Genomic DNA, 18,437 nt, shown 5'->3' with positions numbered 1-18,437 from the left:
TGCTGGGCCATTGTGTGGCTCCCGCCTCTGCGGCAGTGATCAGCCTAGTCGGCCCCGAACAGCCAGGCACGCCCGGTCCTGGCACCGGGTGTGGTGGGACGCCGAAGCGCCCGGCCCCGCTCGTCAGTCGTCGTCGAGCAGGTCAGCGGTGACCGCCGACTCGGTGTCGGGGATGCCTTCGGTCCGTGCCTTTTTGTCGGCCATCGACAGCAGACGCCGGATACGGCCCGCCACAGCGTCTTTCGTCATCGGCGGATCGGCGAGCTGGCCCAGCTCCTCCAGCGATGCCTGCCGGTGGGTGATCCGGAGCTGTCCCGCCGAGATCAGGTGGTCCGGCACCTGGTCGCCGAGAATTTCGAGCGCGCGCTCCACCCGGGCGGCAGCCGCAACAGCGGCGCGCGCCGACCGACGCAGATTGGCGTCGTCGAAGTTGGCCAGGCGGTTGGCGGTGGCACGCACCTCGCGGCGCATCCGCCGCTCCTCCCAGGTGAGCCGGGTGTCCTGCGCTCCCATCCGGGTCAGCAACGCGCCGATGGCCTCGCCGTCGCGGATCACCACGCGGTCGGCGCCGCGGACCTCACGGGCCTTGGCGGTGACACCGAGCCGCCGAGCTGCACCCACCAGGGCCAGCGCGGCCTCCGGCCCGGGGCAGCTGACCTCCAGGGCCGAGGAACGGCCGGGCTCGGTCAACGATCCGTGCGCGAGAAATGCTCCGCGCCAAGCAGCTTCGGCATCACCGACGGTGCCGCCGACCACCTGGGCCGGTAGGCCGCGCACGGGCCTGCCACGCATGTCCAGCAGGCCGGTCTGACGGGCCAGAGCCTCGCCATCCTTGGTGACGCGAACGATGTACCGGGCGCTCTTGCGGATGCCGCCGGCACTGAGGACGTGGAACTCGGAGTTGTACCCGTAGAGGTCGAAGATCGCCTGGCGCAGCCGCCGTGCGACGTTGCCGAGGTCGACCTCGGCCTCCACCACCACACGTCCCGCGACGATGTGGAGTCCGCCCGCGAAACGCAGCAGAGCCGAGACCTCGGCCTTCCGGCTGCTCACCTGCGTGACCGCCAGACGACTCAATTCGTCTTTGACCGCGGATGTCATCGCCACCGGACGCCGTCTCCCTCTGTGGTTGTTGGAACTATCGATCTGTAACTGGCGGCTTCACTATCGCACAGGCCGGCGATGAGAGCCGCCACGCGAGCGGGGTCGTGGGTGTGGGTGCCAGGGACTGCCAGTTCGCCGTCGTGCAACGTGGCACCGAACTTCGCGGCAGCTCGTTCCACGTGCTCGCGTTCGCGACCGAACGGCACCGACGCCGAGTCGACGACCACGTGGTCGACCCGGAAATCGTCGGCGTGGGCGAGCAGGACGTGCAGGTGGCGTTCAACCGAAAAACCGGCCGTCTCACCGGGTTCGGGGGCGAGGTTGACGATCAGGATCTTGCGGGCCGCCGTCCGTTTGAGGGCAGCGAGCTGCTCGGGCACCAACACATGCGGGATCACGCTCGAGAACCAGGACCCCGGGCCGAGGACCACCAGATCGGCTCCGTCGATGGCGTCGACGGCCTCCCGGCACGCCGGCGGCTGGTGCGGCAGCAACCGGACCCGGCGCACCTTGCCCGGCGTGGTCGCGACCGCGACCTGACCGCGGATCGAATGGCTGATCCGCGGGTCGGCTTCGAGCCCGGACACATCGGCTTCGATGTCGAGGGCGGTGGCCGACATCGGCAACACCCTGCCCTGCACACCGAACAATGTGGTGATCATCTCCAGCGCCTTGACCGCGTCACCGGTTACCTCGGTGAGCCCGGCGAGCAACAGATTTCCGATCGGATGGCCGGCCAGAGCTCCGCGTCCGCCGAAACGGTGCTGCAACAGTGCGGCCCACTCCTCGGGTGGCTGCGCACCGGGGACCCCGCCGACATTCCGACCCTCTGGATCGGTGGCAGCGAGCAAGGCGGCAATGGCCATCCGGAGGTCACCGGGCGGCAGGACGCCGAGTTCAGACCGCAGACGTCCGGACGACCCGCCGTCGTCGGCGACCGTCACCACGGCGGTCACGTCGCCGCTCAACCGGCGCATGGCGGTGAGGGTGGCGTACAGACCATGCCCCCCACCCAGCGCGACGATCGAGGGGTCTCGGCCGGTCATTCGCGGCCCAGATCCCGATGGGCCACCCGTACCGCAAAAGCGGCCGCGCCATCGGCCGGGCACGACAATCGGGCGGCGATGGCCTCGCTCATCGCGACGCTTCGGTGTTTTCCACCGGTGCACCCGATGGCAACCGTCATGTACCTCTTGCCCTCGCGCCGGTATCCCGCACCGACCAGTCTCAAGATCTGCTCGTATTTCTCCAGGAACTCATCGGCGCCCTCTTGACCCAACACGTAGTCCCGCACCGGCTCCTCGAGACCGTTGTGGTCGCGGAGCTCGGGCACCCAGTGTGGATTGGGCAGGAAACGAACGTCGGCCACCATGTCCGCGTCGATCGGCAGCCCGTATTTGAACCCGAACGACTCGACCACCACGCTCACGTCCGCGACCGACGCGTTCGCATATGCGCCCTCGATGATCACCCGCAACCTGGCCACCGACAGGTTCGAGGTGTCGATGACAAGATCCGCGCGTTCCTTCACCGCAGCCAGCATCGCCCGCTCGGTCGCGATGGCCGAGATCAGAGTGCCGTTGCCTTGCAGAGGATGTCGGCGACGTACCTGCTCGAACCTCTGTACCAGCACCTGGTCTGACGCCTCGATGAACACCACTTTGGGATCGACACCGGTCAGGGCCAGTTCGGAGCGCAAGGCATCGAGGGCCGAGGCGTAGGAGTCGATCTGGATACGCATCACGATGGCCATCCGGGAGATGGCGGAGTCGTCGCGGCGGGCCACGTCCACCATCGACCTGATCAAGGTGTGCGGGACGTTGTCGACCACGTACCAGCCGGCGTCTTCGAGCAGGTTCGCAACAGTGCTGCTGCCGGCACCGGACAGTCCGGTGACCAGCAACACCTCGGTCAGCCCTGGGGCGCCGGTTGTGGTGCCGGCCTGCGATTCACTCACCTGGCGGATCCTGTCTGTTCACTGCCCTGATTATGTTCGACAAGTGCCTCTTGCACCGCTCGAGCGGTGGTCTGGCCGATCCCGGGGACCTCGGAGATCTGTTCGATGGTGGCCTGCCGGAGATTGGCCACCGACCCGAAGTGCGCGACGAGAGCGGCACGCCGGGTTGCTCCCAACCCGGGCACGCCGTCGAGTGCCGAGGCGGTCATCCGTTTGCTGCGCTTGCTGCGATGGAAGCTGATCGCGAACCGGTGCGCCTCATCGCGTACGCGCTGCAGCAGGAAGAGGGCTTCGCTGGTCCGGGGGAAGATGACCGGATCGTCGTCGCCGGGCACCCATACCTCTTCGAGCCGTTTGGCCAGACCGATCACCGCGACATCGGTGATGTTCAACTCGTCCAGGACCGCCGCGGCCGCATGCACCTGTGGCGCGCCGCCGTCCACGACAAACAGATTCGGTGGGTAGGCGAACTTGCGCGGGCGCCCCGTCTTCGGGTCGATCGCCGCTTCCGGCGCCATGTCTCCCCCGTTCGGATCCACCTCGACGACGCCGTTGGCCGCGATGCCCCCGCCGATCGCCGCGGTTGTCACCGGAGCCGCGGCCGCGACATCGGCACGGTGGCGCAGGAAGCGTCGGCGCGTGACCTCGGCAATCGACGCGACATCGTCGGACCGGCCGTCCCCGGCGGCCTCACGGATCGCGTAGTGCCGATAGTCGGACTTGCGTGGCAGGCCGTCTTCGAACACCACCAACGATGCAACCACGTCCGTGCCCTGCACGTGCGAGATGTCGATACATTCGATTCGCAGCGGCGCGGTGTCGAGGCCGAGGGTGTCCTGGATCTCGGTGAGGGCAGCCGACCGGGTCGTCAGGTCGCCCGCACGCTTGAGCTTGTGCTGGTTGAGGGCGTCGGCGGCGTTGCGCGCCAGGGTCTCCATCAGCGCCCGTTTGTCACCGCGTTGGGGGATGCGCAGGTCCACATTGCTCCCCCGCAGGCTCGAGAGCCACTCACGGACTTCGTCGACGTTCGGGGGCAGCGTCTGGACCAGCACCTCCCGGGGTACCGGGTCGGCCTTCGCGTGGCCCTCCTCCACGTCGATCGAGTCGGCTTGATCGACCTGCTCGCCGTAGAACTGCGTGAGGAACTGTCCGACCTGTTCGGCCATCTGGTCGTCGCCGGACTTCTCCACGATCCACCCCCGCTGACCACGGACGCGGCCACCACGAACATGGAAGACCTGCACCGACACCTCGAGCTGGTCGCCGTCCATGGCCACGAGATCGGCATCGGTGCCGTCTCCGAGCACCACGGCCTGCCGTTCGAGTGCCCGCCGCAGGGCCCCGATGTCGTCGCGCAGCCGGGCTGCGCGCTCGAAGTCCAGCTCCGCCGAGGCGCGTTCCATCTGGCCCTGGAGGTTGTTGATCATGCGATCGGTGCGCCCGGCGAGGAAGTCGCAGAAGTCCTCGACGATGGTTCGGTGTTCTTCTGCGCTGACGCGCCCGATGCACGGGGCCGCGCACTTGTCGATGTAACCCAGCAGACAAGGTCGGTCGATCTGCTTGTGCCGCTTGAACACTCCCGAGGAACACGTGCGCGCAGGAAATACCCGGGTGAGCAGATCGAGCGTCTCGCGAATCGCCCAGGCATGCGAATAGGGTCCGAAGTAGCGGACCCCCTTGCGACGTGGTCCGCGGTAGACGAACAACCGTGGGTATTCCTCGGCCATCGTGACGGCGAGCATCGGGTAGCTCTTGTCGTCGCGGTAGCGGACGTTGAAACGCGGATCGAACTCTTTGATCCAGTTGTATTCGAGTTGCAGTGCCTCGACTTCGGTGGACACCACGGTCCACTCGACCGACGCCGCCGTGGTCACCATCTGGCGCGTACGGGGGTGCAGTGAGGACAGGTCCGCGAAGTACGAGGTCAGTCGCGAACGAAGACTTTTCGCCTTGCCCACGTAGATCACCCGATGGTGGATGTCCCGGGATTTGTACACACCGGGCTCGGTGGGAATGCTCCCCGGAGCCGGGCGGTACGTAGACGGGTCAGGCACGATTCCAGGCTAGTACCCCGCGCCGACAAGTCCGCACACGCGGCCGCCGCCCCCGGTGAGGACCCGCGTTACCCAGGTCAGCGTTCAGGGTCGCGGGTGTATCGGTCGCGCAGAGCTCGGAACTCGTTCATGGCCGCGATCGCCTTCTCGCCGTCGTTGGCCTGGATGGCCAGAACCGGGACGTGTTCGTCGTCCGGGAGCTCCAGGCGTGCCCAGTTCGCACTGTCCGGATACCAGACACCACGCACGATGCTCCAGTCGAAGATGCGCTCCTGCAACAGGTTCCGAACCGCGACGCCCTCGGCCCCGACTCTGATGCGGGCGCGGGTCATGGTCAGGAGCGACCCACCGATCACACAACCGATCAACGCCATGGCGACCTGGTCGGAGGTGCGGAAATACGCCCCCGTATCCGAGACCCGCAACAGCGCTGCGATCACGATGAAGGCGATGATGATGGCCGCGGCAGCAACGATCGCGTAGCGCGGTGACTTCCGCGGTTTGTACACCAGCTGCCAACGATCCTCGCCCTGGCTGCCGGACGTGTTCGTGGTCACGGTCGAACGCAGTCTCATCGGACCTCGGCCGGGTTGTCGTCTCGGGCGAGTGTCCGCAAGGTCAGCGCCGACGCGATCGCCGCGGTGGCAGCCTGGGCGCCCTTGTCCTCTTTCGACTCGGGAAGTCCGGCGCGGTCGAGTGCCTGCTGTTCGTCCAGCGTGGTCAGCACCCCGTTGCCGACGGGGGTCGATTCGTCGAGTGACACCCGGGTCAGACCTGCGGTGACCGCATCGCAGACGTATTCGAAGTGAGGCGTCTCGCCCTTGATGACCACTCCGAGGGCCACGACGGCATCATGGGTACGTGCCAGCGCCTGCACGATGACGGGCAATTCGATGGCACCGGCCACTCGGATCACCGTCGGGGCATCGATCCCGGCCTTGGCCGCGGCCGTGGTGGCGCCGCTCAGCAGCGATTCGCAGATGGTCGAATGCCATTGCGAGGCAACGATCGCCAAGCGCAGACTGCTCGCGTCACCGAGTTCGAGTTCGGGTTCTCCGGCGCCGCTCATGCGGGGTTGCCTCCACTCACGTTGAAGGGGTGGCCCGGGTCGTCTTCGAGTCCGACCAGGTCGTGACCCATCCGGTCACGCTTGGTCCGCAGGTACCGCAGGTTCTCGGCGTTGGGACGCACGGGCATCGGCACTCGTTCGGTGACGTGCAGGCCGTAACCGTCGAGGCCCACCCGCTTCGCCGGGTTGTTCGTCAGCAACCGCATCGACGACACACCCAGATCGACGAGAATCTGTGCCCCCAGACCGTAGTCGCGAGAGTCGGCAGGCAGACCCAGCTCGAGGTTGGCGTCGACCGTGTCCGACCCGGCATCCTGCAGCTGATAGGCCTGCAGCTTGTGCAGCAGACCGATGCCGCGACCCTCGTGGCCCCGCATGTAGAGGACGATCCCCCGGCCTTCGTCGGCCACCATCTCCAGGGCGGCGTCGAGCTGGGGACCGCAATCACAACGCAGCGACCCGAAGACATCGCCGGTCAGACATTCGGAGTGGACGCGTACCAGCACGTCGTTGCCCTCACCGTCTGCGCCGGCGATGTCGCCCAGTACCAGCGCGACGTGTTCGACATCGTCGTAGATGCTGGTGTAACCGACGGCCCGGAAAGTGCCGTGCGCCGTCGGGATCCTGGCATCGGCCACCCGCACCACATGCTTCTCATGGCGACGCCGCCAGGCGATCAGGTCGGCGATGGAGATCAGCGCGAGGTCGTGTTCGTCGGCGAACACGCGCAGTTCCGGGGTCTGGGCCATCGCGCCCTCGTCCTTCTGGCTGACGATCTCGCAGATCACCCCGGCAGGCGACAGATCGGCCATCCGAGCCAGATCGACCGCGGCCTCGGTGTGGCCGGGGCGACGCAGCACGCCGCCCTCCTTGGCGCGCAGGGGAACCACGTGACCGGGCCTGGTGAAGTCCCCCGCCGTGCTCGCCGGGTCGGCCAGCAGGCGCATGGTGGCGGCGCGGTCCGATGCGCTGATGCCTGTTCCGATTCCCTCGCGGGCATCAACCGTCACTGTGTAGGCGGTGCCGTGCTTGTCCTGGTTCATCGAGTACATCGGCGGAAGCCCGAGGCGGTCACAGTCGGCACCGTCGAGTGGCACACACAGGTAACCCGAGGTGTAGCGGACCATGAAGGCCACGAGTTCGGGGGTGGCCTTCTCGGCCGCGAAGATCAGATCGCCTTCGTTCTCCCGGTCCTCGTCGTCCACGACGACAACGGCTTTTCCGGCAGCGATGTCGGCGATGGCGCGCTCCACCGTGTCGAACCTGGTGGTCTGGCGCAGGTCGTCGACCTCGTCCGTTGGACTGTTCATCGCTGTACTCCGATCGCGGCTAGCCGTTCGACGTATTTGGCGATCACGTCGACCTCCAGGTTAACGACCACCCCCGGGACGGCCGCACCCAGCGTCGTCAGATCGAGAGTGGTTGGGATGAGCGAGATCTCGAACCAGTCGGGTCCGATGGCCGAAACGGTCAGTGACACGCCGTCGACGGTGATCGAGCCCTTTTCGACGATGTAGCGGGCAACCGCTGTCGTGGTGCCGATCCGCACGACGGTCCAGTTCTCGGCCTGGTTCACGGTCTGGACGGTGCCGACACCGTCGACGTGCCCCTGCACGATGTGTCCGCCGAAACGGCCACCGGCAGGCATCGCACGCTCGAGGTTGACGGGGCTGCCGGGACTGACGGTGGCCAGTGAACTGCGACTGAGGGTCTCGGCCATCACATCGACGGTGAACTCCCCGCCGGGCCGCAGTTCGACCACGGTCAGACAGACGCCGTTGACGGCGATCGAGTCACCGTGACCGGCATCGCTGGTGACCAGCGGCCCGCGAACGGTGAACCGCGCCGCGTCGGACAGGTCTTCACGCTCGACGATACTGCCGCGTTCTTCGACGATTCCGGTGAACATCGCCAACTCCTCACATCGCTGCTGCGATCTCAGGGCGGCGTCGCACGTGCCGATCCATCGGACCGGCCGTGGTGTTCTCTTTCATCCGGACTATCACCGTCGGCTCCGGAATCTCACCGGAATCTGCTGACCCCGCATCGGTTGATGCGGGCGCTCGCGGGCTCCGCGGACGAACTGTCGCCCACGATCACCGCCGGTGGGGAATTGCACCCCGCCCCGAGAACTTCCACTTACGAAGTTAGCACATCCATCGATCCCGCTGACCAGCGAGAAGACCATGAAATGGCCGGTCAGCGGGTTGCGGTCAGGGTGAGCAGAACGTCGTCACCGAGTGTCTCCACACGATCGGTCGAAAATCGCCTCGCCTGTTGCAGGGTGGTGACGGTGTTGTCCGTGATGGCCGCGAGTCCCCCGCCGATCACCAGGGGGGCGACATACGCCTGCACCCGGTCGACCAGACCCGCCGCGAAGAACGCACCGAGCAACCGTGATCCGCCCTCGATCTGCACATTGCTCAGCTCGGCCAGGGCCTCCACCACGGCTGCCGGTTCGTGCTCACGAACGCGGATGGTGCGCGCTCGACCGTCGAACACCTTTGCCTGTGGCGGGATGGCCGACGATCCGACGACAACTCGCAGCGGCTGGTGTTCCCGGAGTGAGCCGTCGGGGTACCTCGCGGTGAGGCTCGGGTCGTCGGCCAGTACTGTGCCCGTGCCGACGACGATCGCGTCGATCTGCGCACGTTCGTCGTGCACACGCTCACGTGCGGCCGGACCCGTGATCCACTGACTCGAGCCGTCGGGCGCAGCGACCCGTCCGTCGACGGATGCGGCGAACTTGGCGGTCACCATCGGACGGCCGTGCTCCTGACGGAACAACCATTCGCGCAGTGGGCCGGCGGCAACCGTGTCGGCGCACACGCCGCCGTGGACCTCGATCCCCGCAGCCTCGAGTCGCTGATGTCCTCCCGTGGCAACGGGGTTGGGGTCGGCGACCGCGTAATGAACGACTCTGATGCCGGCGGCGATCAGTGCCTCAGAACACGGTCCGGTTCGCCCGGTGTGATTGCACGGCTCGAGGGTCACCACCGCGGTCCCACCCGCAGCTCTGTCTCCTGCCTGCCCGAGAGCGACCACCTCGGCGTGCGGGCCCCCGGCCTCCCTGGTGTGTCCGACCCCGGCGACGTTTCCGTCCGCGTCCAAGATCACCGCGCCGACCGGCGGGTTCGGCGTGCTCAGTCCGCGCGCACCGATCGATTCACTCATCGCGCGGTGCATCGCCGCTGAGACAGGTCCGGTCACGGGAGTCGCGGCGCTCGTCACTGTCGAGCGCTGAGCGCCTGTGCGCGAAGCGATTCGACGGCTTGTGCGGGGTCATCGGCCCCGTAGACCGCCGACCCTGCAACAAAACAATCGACACCGGCCGCGGCCGCTTGTTCGATGGTGTCCGCGTTGATGCCCCCGTCGATCTCGACGAGCACCCGCAATTCTCCGGAGTCAACGAGCTTTCGGATCCGCCGGACCTTGTCGAGCACGTCAGGGATGAACGACTGTCCGCCGAAACCGGGTTCGACACTCATCACCAGCAACGTGTCGAACTCTTTGAGGATCTCGAGGTACGGGTCGAGGGACGTGCCGGGTTTGATACTCAGACCTGCCTTCGCTCCGGCGGCCCGGATGTCGCGCCCCACGGCCACGGGATCGTCGGTGGCCTCCGCGTGAAAGGTGACGTTGTGTGCCCCCGCCTCGGCATAACCCGGGGCCCACCGCTTCGGGTCCTCGATCATCAAGTGGCAGTCGATCGGTATGTCCGTGCTCTTGAGCAGGCTTTGCACCACCGGTAGGCCGAGAGTGAGGTTCGGGACGAAGTGACCGTCCATCACATCGACGTGTAGCCAATCGGCACCGGTGACCGCATCTGCTTCGGCTCCGAGCCTGGCGAAGTCGGCGGACAGGATGGACGGCGCGATCATCGGCTGATTCGACATGCAGTCATCCTAATGTCGGGTCGAGACCCAACCCAACGGACCGGTCCGGACTGCTGCACACGCGTTTTGGCGCGAAGTATCCGCCGATCAGTTCTTGCGGAGCGCCGCGAAGAACATGGCGTCGGTGCCGTGCAGGTGAGGCCAGAGCTGCACGTACGGCCCTCCGGTCAGATCGTCGACGGGTACCAGGTCACGGGTGTCCAGTGCGGTCACCGGCAACTCGGCGACCGCCCAATCCGCCACCTCGCGGGTTTCGGCCGGGTGTGGTGAGCACGTGGAGTAGACCACCACACCACCCGGCCGCAGCTGGTCCACCGCCGACGCCAGCAACTGCTTCTGCAGCGCGACGAGATCGGGAACGTCACCTGGGTTGCGTCGCCACCGGGCCTCTGGCCGGCGCCGGAGGGCACCGAGGCCGGTGCACGGGGCGTCCACCAGTACACGGTCGAAACCGGACTCCAGGCCTGGGTCACGCCCGTCGCCGACGATCACGTCGACGGGTAGCTCCCGGGTTGCCTTACGGATCAATTCGGCGCGGTGCGGGGCCTTCTCGACCGCGGTGACCCGTGCACCGTCTATGTCGGCAAGAGCGCCGAGCAAAGCCGCCTTGCCACCGGGACCGGCGCACAGATCAAGCCATCGACCGGCGTCGTCGCCGTCGAGTGGAGCGATCGCCAGCGCGCGGGCCACCAGTTGACTGCCTTCGTCCTGGACGCCGGCCAGACCTTCACGGATCGGTTCGATGTCGCCGGGATCGCCGCTGTCGAGGTACACGCAGTAGGGCGAGTAGCGACCCACGTCACCTCCGGTGACGGCGGCGAGTTCGTCGGCGGTGATCATGCCCGGCCGGGCGACCAGATGGGTCGACGGGCGCTCGTCGTCCGCAGCCAGCGCGGCCTGCAGAGCACCCGCCGAACCACCGAGCGCGTCGGCGAACACCTCGGCGATCCAGCGCGGATGAGCGTACTGAAATGCCAGATGACCGACGACGTCTTCACTGATCGACGGTGCGAGCGCGTCCACCCACAGCTCTTCGGTGCGCTGAGAGATCTTGCGTAGCACTGCATTTGCGAAACCCACAGGTCCGTGACCGGCGCGGGACCGGACGAGATCCACCGACGTCGAGACGGCGGCATGCGCGCCGATCCGCGTCCGCAACAGTTGGTATGCACCCAACCGCAGCACATCGAGGACCACCCCGTCGATCTCCTCGACAGGCCTTTTCGCGACGTCGGAGATAATCTGGTCGAGCAACCCCACCGCACGGCTGGTGCCGTAGGTCAGTTCGGTGGCCAGGGCAGCGTCGCGGCCGGTGATCTTGCGGTCCCGCAGCATCTTCGGCAGTACCAGGTTGGCGTAGGCGTCGCGCTCGCGCACAGCGGCCAGCACCTCCACGGCAGCCTGCCGGGCCGGATCTATCGGGGTGTGTTCCTGATCGTCAACGGGGCGGTTCATGTGAGTGCCTGTCCATCGGTGAGCCTGGCCCCGCGCGCCCAGTCGGGACCGGCCATAGCTTTTTGCCTTGCGGCTGAACGGAATCCAGTCGAATCGGCACCGTCTTGGTACCCACGTACAGGGCCTTCTTCGTCACGGCCAGCTCGCCCGGGGCCGGCGCCACATCAACAGGATCGGTGACCATCGACGAACGTAACACCTTGACCCGCAGATCATCCAGCGTGGTCCAGGCGCCCGGGTGGGGTGTCATCGCCCGGATGTGCCGATCGGTCAGGTGCGCCGGTAGGTCCCAGCGAATGCGTGCGTCGTCGATGGTGATCTTCGGAGCCGTGCTGATGCCATCTGCCGGTTGCGGTTTGGCCTCGAGGTAGCCGTCCTCGATGCCGTCGAGGGTGGTCACCAGCAAGTGCGCCCCCGTCTCGGACAGCCGACCCAGCAGGTCGCCGGCGGTGTCGGTGTCGCGGATCCGTTCGGTCACCACGCCGAAGACCGGGCCGGTGTCCAGGCCCGCTTCGAGCCGAAAAGTGCTCGCTCCGGTCATCTCGTCGCCCGCAGCGATCGCCGCCTGCACCGGCGCAGCGCCACGCCACGACGGTAACAACGAGAAATGCAGATTGACCCAGCCGTGGGTGGGAAGATCCAGCAGCTCCGGCGGTACCAGTCCGCCGTAGGCCACCACCGGGGCGCACTCGGGCGCCCACGCTCGTAGTTGCTCGACAGCCTCGGGATCTTTGAGCCGTCGCGGTGTGATCACGGGGATGGCGTGCTCGTCGGCGAGGGCAGCCACCGGTGACCGGGTGATCTTCCGTCCCCGGCCCGCTGCTGCATCGGGCCGACTGATCACGCCCACGACCTCATGCCGGGGCGACTCGATCAATGCTTTGAGAGACGCAACCGCGGGTTCGGGCGTGCCTGCGAACACCACCCGCATGTAGTACCCCAATCTCCGAGTTCTGTCCGCGTGTTCGCGGCCGACCAACAGCCTAGTCACCCAGAAGCCCTAGCCGATGGTGGGCGGATCCATCTGCACCCTGATCGGCTGTGAATCGTGTTGTGCATTCCGGCCGACCTGAGCTGCATGAAGCGCAGCAGCCAGTTCTCGACCTTGAGATCTCTTACAGCGCAGCAGTATTCGCTGCGGGTCGGAGATCTCGTCGCGATTGAGACCAGAGGGCAACCGCACGCCGGCGGGTAGCTCCACCGGACCGAGCACCTCACCACCCGGCGGGAGGTGGACGGTTTCGGCAAAGGCGACGATGGCCGGACCGGCGCCGTCGATCGAGGCCATCGTGACCGCAGGCGGGAAGCCGAGTTCGGTCCGCTGCGCCACCTCGTTCTCGGCGAAGCCGACGGGGTCCCAACGGATCACCGACTGCACCGGGCCGAGTCCCGCGTCGGCGACGATCACCACTGCTCCCCCACGCCCGTGGGGACGTACGAGCATGGCGGCGGACAGCCAGCGGCGAACCGCCTCTTCGCCGGCTCGCAGTTCGGTGCGGTCGAGCTGCGCCCACGTGTCCAGCAGGATGGCGGCGCCGTAACCGTCTTCGGCAACGGGCTCGGCGCCCGGGGTACTGACCACAACACGGGGACCGCTGCCGATGCTGTCGACGATCTTGTCTCCGCCCGAGGTCAGGACGGGAACCCCCGGGAATGCGCGGCCCAGTTCTTCGGCCGTCCGGCGAGCCCCCGTCGTCAGCGCCCTCACCTTCGTGAAACCGCATTCTGTGCAACGGAAGTCGGCATCGGGATGACCACACCACCTGCAGCTCAACAAACCCACCGAGTTGCTGTCGGGCCCGGCACCATCGGTCGGCACCGGCCCGTCTGCCTGCATCGGTCCGTGGCATCGACGGCAACGTACATGCGAACGGCACCGTTCACAGGCCAGCGACGGTAGATAACCGCGCCTGGGCACGCTGAAGAGCACGGGGGCGTCGGCGGCCACGGCGGCGCGGGCCGCATCGAACGCGACGGCCGGGATTCGGGCCGAGCGAGCAAGCGGATCACGGGCCACCCGGTTGTCCTCGTCGGAGAGGGCCGAGATGCGGGGGGATCGTTCACGGACCACCGAACGTGACGCGGTGAGGTCGTGAGCCCAGCCGGCATCGACGAGGGCCTGTGTCTCGGCCGTACGAGCGACACCACCGAGGACCAGTGCGCATTTGTCGCTGTGCGACCGCAGGACCGCCACTTCGCGGGTATGGGGATACGGCGCACGGGGATCGCACAGGCTGTCGTCCCCGTCGTCCCACACGCAGATCAGTCCGAGGTCGGGAATCGGCGTGAACACTGCGCTCCGGGTGCCGATCACCACCGAGGCCTGCCCGCGCAGTGCTCGCAACCACCGCCGATACCGTGCCGAAGGGCCCAATCCCGCGGACAACGACACCACCCGGTCACCCAAGATCGGCTCGCACGCTGCTTCGAGCCGTACCAGATCGCGCTGGTCGGGCACCACGATGATGGCGCTGCGGCCGGCGATCACCGTGTGGCATGCGAGCTCGGCCAGTCGCCGGGGCCAGTCCTCCCCGGGCACCGCCTGCCATGCCGCCCGCGCGGCTTTGCCATCAGCGACAGCAGCAAGGTACGACTCTGCATGCTCGTATGGTTTCCATCCGTCTACATCGACGGTCGGGGGCCTGGGGGTGCCTGGCGGGGCACCCACGGTCTGCTCGGTGCGCGCATGGCGGGGCGGGATGGCCAGCCGCAGAACATCTGTCATGGTGCCCGCGTACCGATCGGCGACCGCCCGCGCCAACGTGGCCAACTCCGGGGTCAGAACCGGTTCCGGCGACACCACCCTCTCGAGCCACCCGAGCTTGCCGGGATGGTCGCTGGCCTCGATGCGGTCGAGTATGTACCCGTCGACGAGACGGCCGGAAAAACGCACCCGCACCCGGACACCCGGCTGGGCGTCCAGGTGCTGGGCATCTTGTACCTGGTAATCGAACGGCCGGTCCAGATGGGCCAGCCCGAGCATCGGCAGAACACGCGCGACCGGCAGTTCAGGTGCGAGCTGCCGCTCTGGTTTCACGCGCCGGCAGCAGCCTTCAGCTTGTCGGCCCGGTCGGTGTGCTCCCACGGCAGATCGATGTCGGTGCGACCGAAATGTCCGTAGGCGGCGGTCGGGGCGTAGATCGGCCGAAGCAGGTCGAGGTCGCGGATGATCGCGCCCGGACGCAGGTCGAACACCTCGGAGATGGCCGACTGGATCTTGGCAGGGTCGACGGTCTCTGTGCCGAAGGTCTCGACGAACAGGCCCACGGGGGCAGCCTTGCCGATGGCGTAGGCGACCTGCACCTCGATACGACCGGCCAGACCTGCCGCGATTGCGTTCTTGGCGACCCAGCGCATGGCGTATGCAGCACTGCGGTCGACCTTCGACGGGTCCTTGCCCGAGAAGGCGCCGCCACCGTGACGGGCCATGCCGCCGTAGGTGTCGACGATGATCTTGCGCCCGGTGAGTCCGGCGTCGCCCATGGGCCCGCCGAGGACGAACTTGCCGGTCGGGTTGACCAGCAGACGGACATCATCGGTGTTGAGGAACGGCAGATCGAGATCGGCGAACACCGAATCCAACACCTTGCTGCGGATGTCGGGGGTGAGGAGGTTCTCGAGGTCGATGTCGGCGGCGTGCTGGGTGGAGACCACCACGGTGTCGAGGCGAACCGGCTTGTCACCGTTGTACTCGATGGTGACCTGGGTCTTACCGTCCGGCCGCAGGTACGGCAGCACACCTTCTTTACGTACCTCGGTGAGGCGTCGGGCGAGACGGTGAGCAAGTGCGATCGGAACCGGCATGTACTCGGGGGTCTCGTTGGTCGCGTATCCGAACATCAGGCCCTGGTCGCCGGCGCCCTGGCGAGCGATCTCGTCCTCGGTGATGCCTTCCACGCGCGACTCGTACGCGTTGTCGACACCCTGGGCGATCTCCGGGGACTGCGCGCCGATGGCGACGTTGACACCGCAGGAGTTGCCGTCGAATCCCTTGGCCGACGAGTCGTAGCCGATCTCCAGGACCTTCTCGCGCACGATCTTGGGGATGTCGGCGTACGCCGTCGTGTTCACCTCACCCGCCACATGAACCTGACCGGTGGTGACCAGGGTCTCCACCGCAACCCGGGCACGCGGATCCTCGGTCAGCAGGGCGTCGAGGATCGAGTCGCTGATCGCGTCACAGATCTTGTCGGGATGGCCCTCGGTGACGGACTCGCTGGTGAACAAACGGGTATCGGTCATGTTTTCCTCTCGGAGGCGGTGGTCCTGAAGAGTTCGGTACGGTGCGCGACTACCCGCGGACCTCAAATTACACACGTGGGTCGAGCTACGGACATCGACCTTCTGCGCCAACACCATCTGTGCGTACAGCGTTGATCGCGTCAAGTATTCGGGTCGCCATGAGTGTTTTGGACCCGAGTGGCAGGGCAGTTTCTTCGCCCCCTGCGGCCAGGATCCAACCGGTGTTGTGGTCCATGCCGAATGCCTTGCCCTCGCCCACCGCGTTGACGACCAAGAGGTCGCATCCTTTGCGGGCCAGTTTTGCCCGGCCGTGGTCGAGAACCCCGTGCTGGAGGTCGCCGGTTTCGGCAGCAAAGCCGACGATGGCCGTCGACCGTGGGACCGAGCCACTGCGGCGAGCGGCGACCAGACCGGCGAGAATGTCCGGATTGGTGGTCAATTCGATGGGCGCCGGTCCGCTGTCTGACTTCTTGATCTTGGCGTCGGAGACCTGAACGGGCCGGAAATCGGCGACGGCCGCGGCCATGATCACCACGTCGGTCTCGGGAGCTCGCTTTCCTATCTCATCGGCCAGCTGCGCTGCGGTGGCGATGCGGATGATCTCCACTCCCGCGGGATCAGGCAGGTTCGAGGTGGCACCGGCGACCATGGTCACCTGAGCCCCTCGCTGGGCAGCGGCACGGGCGAGGGCGTACCCCTGCTTCCCGGAGCTGCGATTACCGAGGTAGCGGACGGGATCGAGGGGTTCGCGCGTGCCGCCGGCACTGATCAGGAACTTGACCCCGGCGAGGTCGTACGGGAGGGCGTCGGGACGATCGAGCAGCAGCTCACCCAGCAGCGATATCTCCTGCGGATCGGGCAGACGTCCGGCCCCGGTGTCGACACCGGTCAAACGGCCCGATGCGGGAGTCATCACGGTGGCGCCGTGCTCCCGGAGGGTGCTCACATTCGCTTGCGTGGCCGGGTGCTCCCACATCTCCGTGTGCATCGCCGGGACGAACAGGACCGGGCACCGCGCGGTCAACAACGTCGACGTCAACAGATCGTCGGCGCGTCCACTCGCAGCGCGAGCCATCAGATCGGCGGTCGCCGGCGCGACCAACACCAGGTCCGCTTCCTGACCGAGACGGACGTGAGGCACGCGCGGCACATCAGCGAACACCTCGGTGCTGACGGGGTTACCGCTGAGCGCCTCGAATGTTGCCGCACCGACGAACTTCAACGCCGATTCGGTGGGGATGACACGCACGTGATGTCCGGCCTCGGTGAAATGACGCACCACCGAGCCGACCTTGTACGCGGCTATGCCGCCACCGACCCCGATGACGATGTTCTTACGCGTCGTACCGACGTTCTCGCCCACGAACTCTCGCCTCCGGACCGGGTTGGGGAAGCTACTCGCCTTCGGTGTGCTCGAGAAGGTCCGCGTGGATCTCGCGCATGGCGATGGAGAGAGGCTTCTCCTGGAGGCCCGGCTCGACGAGGGGGCCGACGTACTCGAGGATGCCGTCACCGAGCTGGTTGTAGTAGTCGTTGATCTGACGCGCACGCTTGGCGGCGTAGATGACCAGCGCATACTTCGAAGAAGCGCGTTCCAGCAGCTCGTCGATCGGCGGGTTCGTGATGCCCAGGGGTGTGTCGTACGCGGTTGCGTCGACCTCGCCGATGAACTCGTCTGGGGTGGTCAAGCTGCTCACATTGCTCCTACGAATTATTCAAATGGGATTCAACCAGCAAGGATACCAAGTGCTTGGCCACCGAGTCGACTTCGTCGTTCACCACGACGTGGTCGAACTCGTCGGCACTGTCCAATTCGGCCCTCGCGGTCTGCAGTCGCCGCTCGATCACCTCGTCGGATTCGGTCCCCCGGCCGCGTAGCCGGGACACCAGTTCTTCCCAACTCGGCGGCGCCAAGAAAACTGTCACAGCCTCTGGTACCGCTGCCCTGATGTTGCGGGCTCCGGCCAGATCGACCTCGACAAGCGTGGGCCTACCCTGCTCCATCGCCTCGAACACCGGCCGCGAGGGTGTGCCCGAACGTTGCAGTCCCCCGTGGATCTCGGCCCACTCCAGCAGTTCGCCGTCGGCGATCAACCGGTCGAACTCACCCGGGGTGACAAAGAAATAGTCGCGTCCATCCACCTCACCGGCGCGCGGGGCGCGGGTGGTTGCGGAGACGCTGAACATCAGGTCGGGCAGCAGTTCGCGCAGCCGCCGGACCACGCTGGACTTTCCGACAGCAGAAGGGCCGGCCAAAACGAGAAGCCGGCCCCTCTGTCGTTGTTCTGGGCTCACTGAGCAGCACTCAGGCAAAGTCGAACTTGGCCAACAGCGCCTTCTTCTGGCGATCACCCAGCCCGCGCAGACGGCGGGTAGGAGCGATCTCGAGCTCGGTCATGATTTCCTGCGCCTTGACCTTGCCCACCTTGGGCAACGCCTCGAGCAGTGCCGACACCTTCATCTTGCCCAGGATCTCGTCGTTCTCGGCATCCTTGAGAACCTGCTGGAGATCGGTGCCGCCTCGCTTCAGGCGCTCCTTGAGCTCGGCACGGGCCCGGCGAGCGGCAGCTGCCTTCTCCAATGCAGCGGCGCGCTGCTCATCGGTCAACTGGGGAAGGGCCACGGTTCCTCCGATTTCGTCTGTGTGATTCTCTGCCCCG

Annotated in this window: 17 protein-coding genes, 1 pseudogene and 1 riboswitch; all 18 genes and pseudogenes read right to left on the bottom strand. The window is 66.7% G+C overall.

What is annotated here, in order from left to right; genetic code table 11:
* Nucleotides 1-123: 123 nt before the first annotated feature.
* Nucleotides 124-1,107: a DNA-binding protein WhiA gene (whiA, locus tag MVA47_RS16305; protein ID WP_247208679.1), complete on the bottom strand. Its 984-nt coding sequence runs from the start codon at nt 1,105-1,107 to the stop codon at nt 124-126.
* Entirely contained in the window at nt 1,098-2,150 is a 1,053-nt protein-coding gene (gene yvcK, locus MVA47_RS16300; RefSeq protein ID WP_247208678.1) for a uridine diphosphate-N-acetylglucosamine-binding protein YvcK, read from the bottom strand. The genes whiA and yvcK overlap by 10 nt, the downstream gene beginning before the upstream one ends.
* Nucleotides 2,147-3,070 carry an RNase adapter RapZ gene (gene rapZ / locus MVA47_RS16295; RefSeq protein WP_051406560.1) on the bottom strand — a complete coding sequence of 308 codons (924 nt, stop codon included), beginning with the start codon at nt 3,068-3,070 and terminating at the stop codon, nt 2,147-2,149. The genes yvcK and rapZ overlap by 4 nt, the downstream gene beginning before the upstream one ends.
* Entirely contained in the window at nt 3,058-5,115 is a 2,058-nt protein-coding gene (gene uvrC / locus MVA47_RS16290; RefSeq protein ID WP_247208677.1) for an excinuclease ABC subunit UvrC, read from the bottom strand. Before uvrC ends, rapZ begins: the two co-directional genes overlap by 13 nt.
* Before the next feature lie 77 nt (nt 5,116-5,192).
* Nucleotides 5,193-5,672 carry a PH domain-containing protein gene (locus tag MVA47_RS16285; RefSeq protein WP_247208676.1) on the bottom strand — a complete coding sequence of 160 codons (480 nt, stop codon included), beginning with the start codon at nt 5,670-5,672 and terminating at the stop codon, nt 5,193-5,195.
* A 14-nt stretch (nt 5,673-5,686) separates the two neighbouring features.
* Nucleotides 5,687-6,184, bottom strand: coding sequence for a 6,7-dimethyl-8-ribityllumazine synthase (gene ribH, locus MVA47_RS16280; protein WP_062798011.1), 498 nt, complete (start codon nt 6,182-6,184; stop codon nt 5,687-5,689).
* Nucleotides 6,181-7,494 carry a bifunctional 3,4-dihydroxy-2-butanone-4-phosphate synthase/GTP cyclohydrolase II gene (locus MVA47_RS16275; RefSeq protein ID WP_247208675.1) on the bottom strand — a complete coding sequence of 438 codons (1,314 nt, stop codon included), beginning with the start codon at nt 7,492-7,494 and terminating at the stop codon, nt 6,181-6,183. The genes ribH and MVA47_RS16275 overlap by 4 nt, the downstream gene beginning before the upstream one ends.
* Nucleotides 7,491-8,093, bottom strand: coding sequence for a riboflavin synthase (locus MVA47_RS16270; RefSeq protein WP_247208674.1), 603 nt, complete (start codon nt 8,091-8,093; stop codon nt 7,491-7,493). The genes MVA47_RS16275 and MVA47_RS16270 overlap by 4 nt, the downstream gene beginning before the upstream one ends.
* A 69-nt stretch (nt 8,094-8,162) precedes the next feature.
* A riboswitch (FMN riboswitch) is annotated at nt 8,163-8,321 on the bottom strand.
* A gap of 62 nt (nt 8,322-8,383) precedes the next feature.
* Nucleotides 8,384-9,370 carry a bifunctional diaminohydroxyphosphoribosylaminopyrimidine deaminase/5-amino-6-(5-phosphoribosylamino)uracil reductase RibD gene (gene ribD / locus MVA47_RS16265; protein WP_281505357.1) on the bottom strand — a complete coding sequence of 329 codons (987 nt, stop codon included), beginning with the start codon at nt 9,368-9,370 and terminating at the stop codon, nt 8,384-8,386.
* A gap of 41 nt (nt 9,371-9,411) precedes the next feature.
* A complete protein-coding gene (gene rpe / locus MVA47_RS16260) occupies nt 9,412-10,080 on the bottom strand; it encodes a ribulose-phosphate 3-epimerase (RefSeq protein ID WP_030163134.1) in 669 nt (222 codons plus the stop codon).
* 87 nt (nt 10,081-10,167) lie between these two features.
* Nucleotides 10,168-11,535 carry an RsmB/NOP family class I SAM-dependent RNA methyltransferase gene (locus MVA47_RS16255; protein ID WP_247208672.1) on the bottom strand — a complete coding sequence of 456 codons (1,368 nt, stop codon included), beginning with the start codon at nt 11,533-11,535 and terminating at the stop codon, nt 10,168-10,170.
* Nucleotides 11,532-12,466, bottom strand: a pseudogene (fmt, locus tag MVA47_RS16250) (methionyl-tRNA formyltransferase). Before fmt ends, MVA47_RS16255 begins: the two are co-directional and overlap by 4 nt.
* 69 nt (nt 12,467-12,535) lie before the next feature.
* Nucleotides 12,536-14,518: a primosomal protein N' gene (locus MVA47_RS16245; RefSeq protein ID WP_247210846.1), complete on the bottom strand. Its 1,983-nt coding sequence runs from the start codon at nt 14,516-14,518 to the stop codon at nt 12,536-12,538.
* A 50-nt stretch (nt 14,519-14,568) separates the two neighbouring features.
* Entirely contained in the window at nt 14,569-15,777 is a 1,209-nt protein-coding gene (gene metK, locus MVA47_RS16240; RefSeq protein WP_116915402.1) for a methionine adenosyltransferase, read from the bottom strand.
* Between the two features lie 85 nt (nt 15,778-15,862).
* On the bottom strand, nt 15,863-17,140 hold the full coding sequence (coaBC, locus tag MVA47_RS16235; protein WP_247208671.1) for a bifunctional phosphopantothenoylcysteine decarboxylase/phosphopantothenate--cysteine ligase CoaBC: 1,278 nt from the start codon (nt 17,138-17,140) through the stop codon (nt 15,863-15,865).
* 31 nt (nt 17,141-17,171) lie between these two features.
* A complete protein-coding gene (gene rpoZ, locus MVA47_RS16230) occupies nt 17,172-17,489 on the bottom strand; it encodes a DNA-directed RNA polymerase subunit omega (RefSeq protein ID WP_369792635.1) in 318 nt (105 codons plus the stop codon).
* Nucleotides 17,482-18,072: a guanylate kinase gene (gene gmk, locus MVA47_RS16225; protein WP_116915404.1), complete on the bottom strand. Its 591-nt coding sequence runs from the start codon at nt 18,070-18,072 to the stop codon at nt 17,482-17,484. Before gmk ends, rpoZ begins: the two co-directional genes overlap by 8 nt.
* A gap of 10 nt (nt 18,073-18,082) precedes the next feature.
* Nucleotides 18,083-18,400, bottom strand: a complete 318-nt coding sequence (gene mihF / locus MVA47_RS16220; RefSeq protein ID WP_023959453.1) for an integration host factor, actinobacterial type — start codon at nt 18,398-18,400, stop codon at nt 18,083-18,085.
* Nucleotides 18,401-18,437 lie beyond the last annotated feature (37 nt).

Origin of the sequence: Williamsia sp. DF01-3 (assembly GCF_023051145.1) — a bacterium.
Taxonomy (GTDB): Bacteria; Actinomycetota; Actinomycetes; order Mycobacteriales; family Mycobacteriaceae; genus Williamsia.
This window is presented reverse-complemented; position numbering and strand designations above follow the sequence as displayed.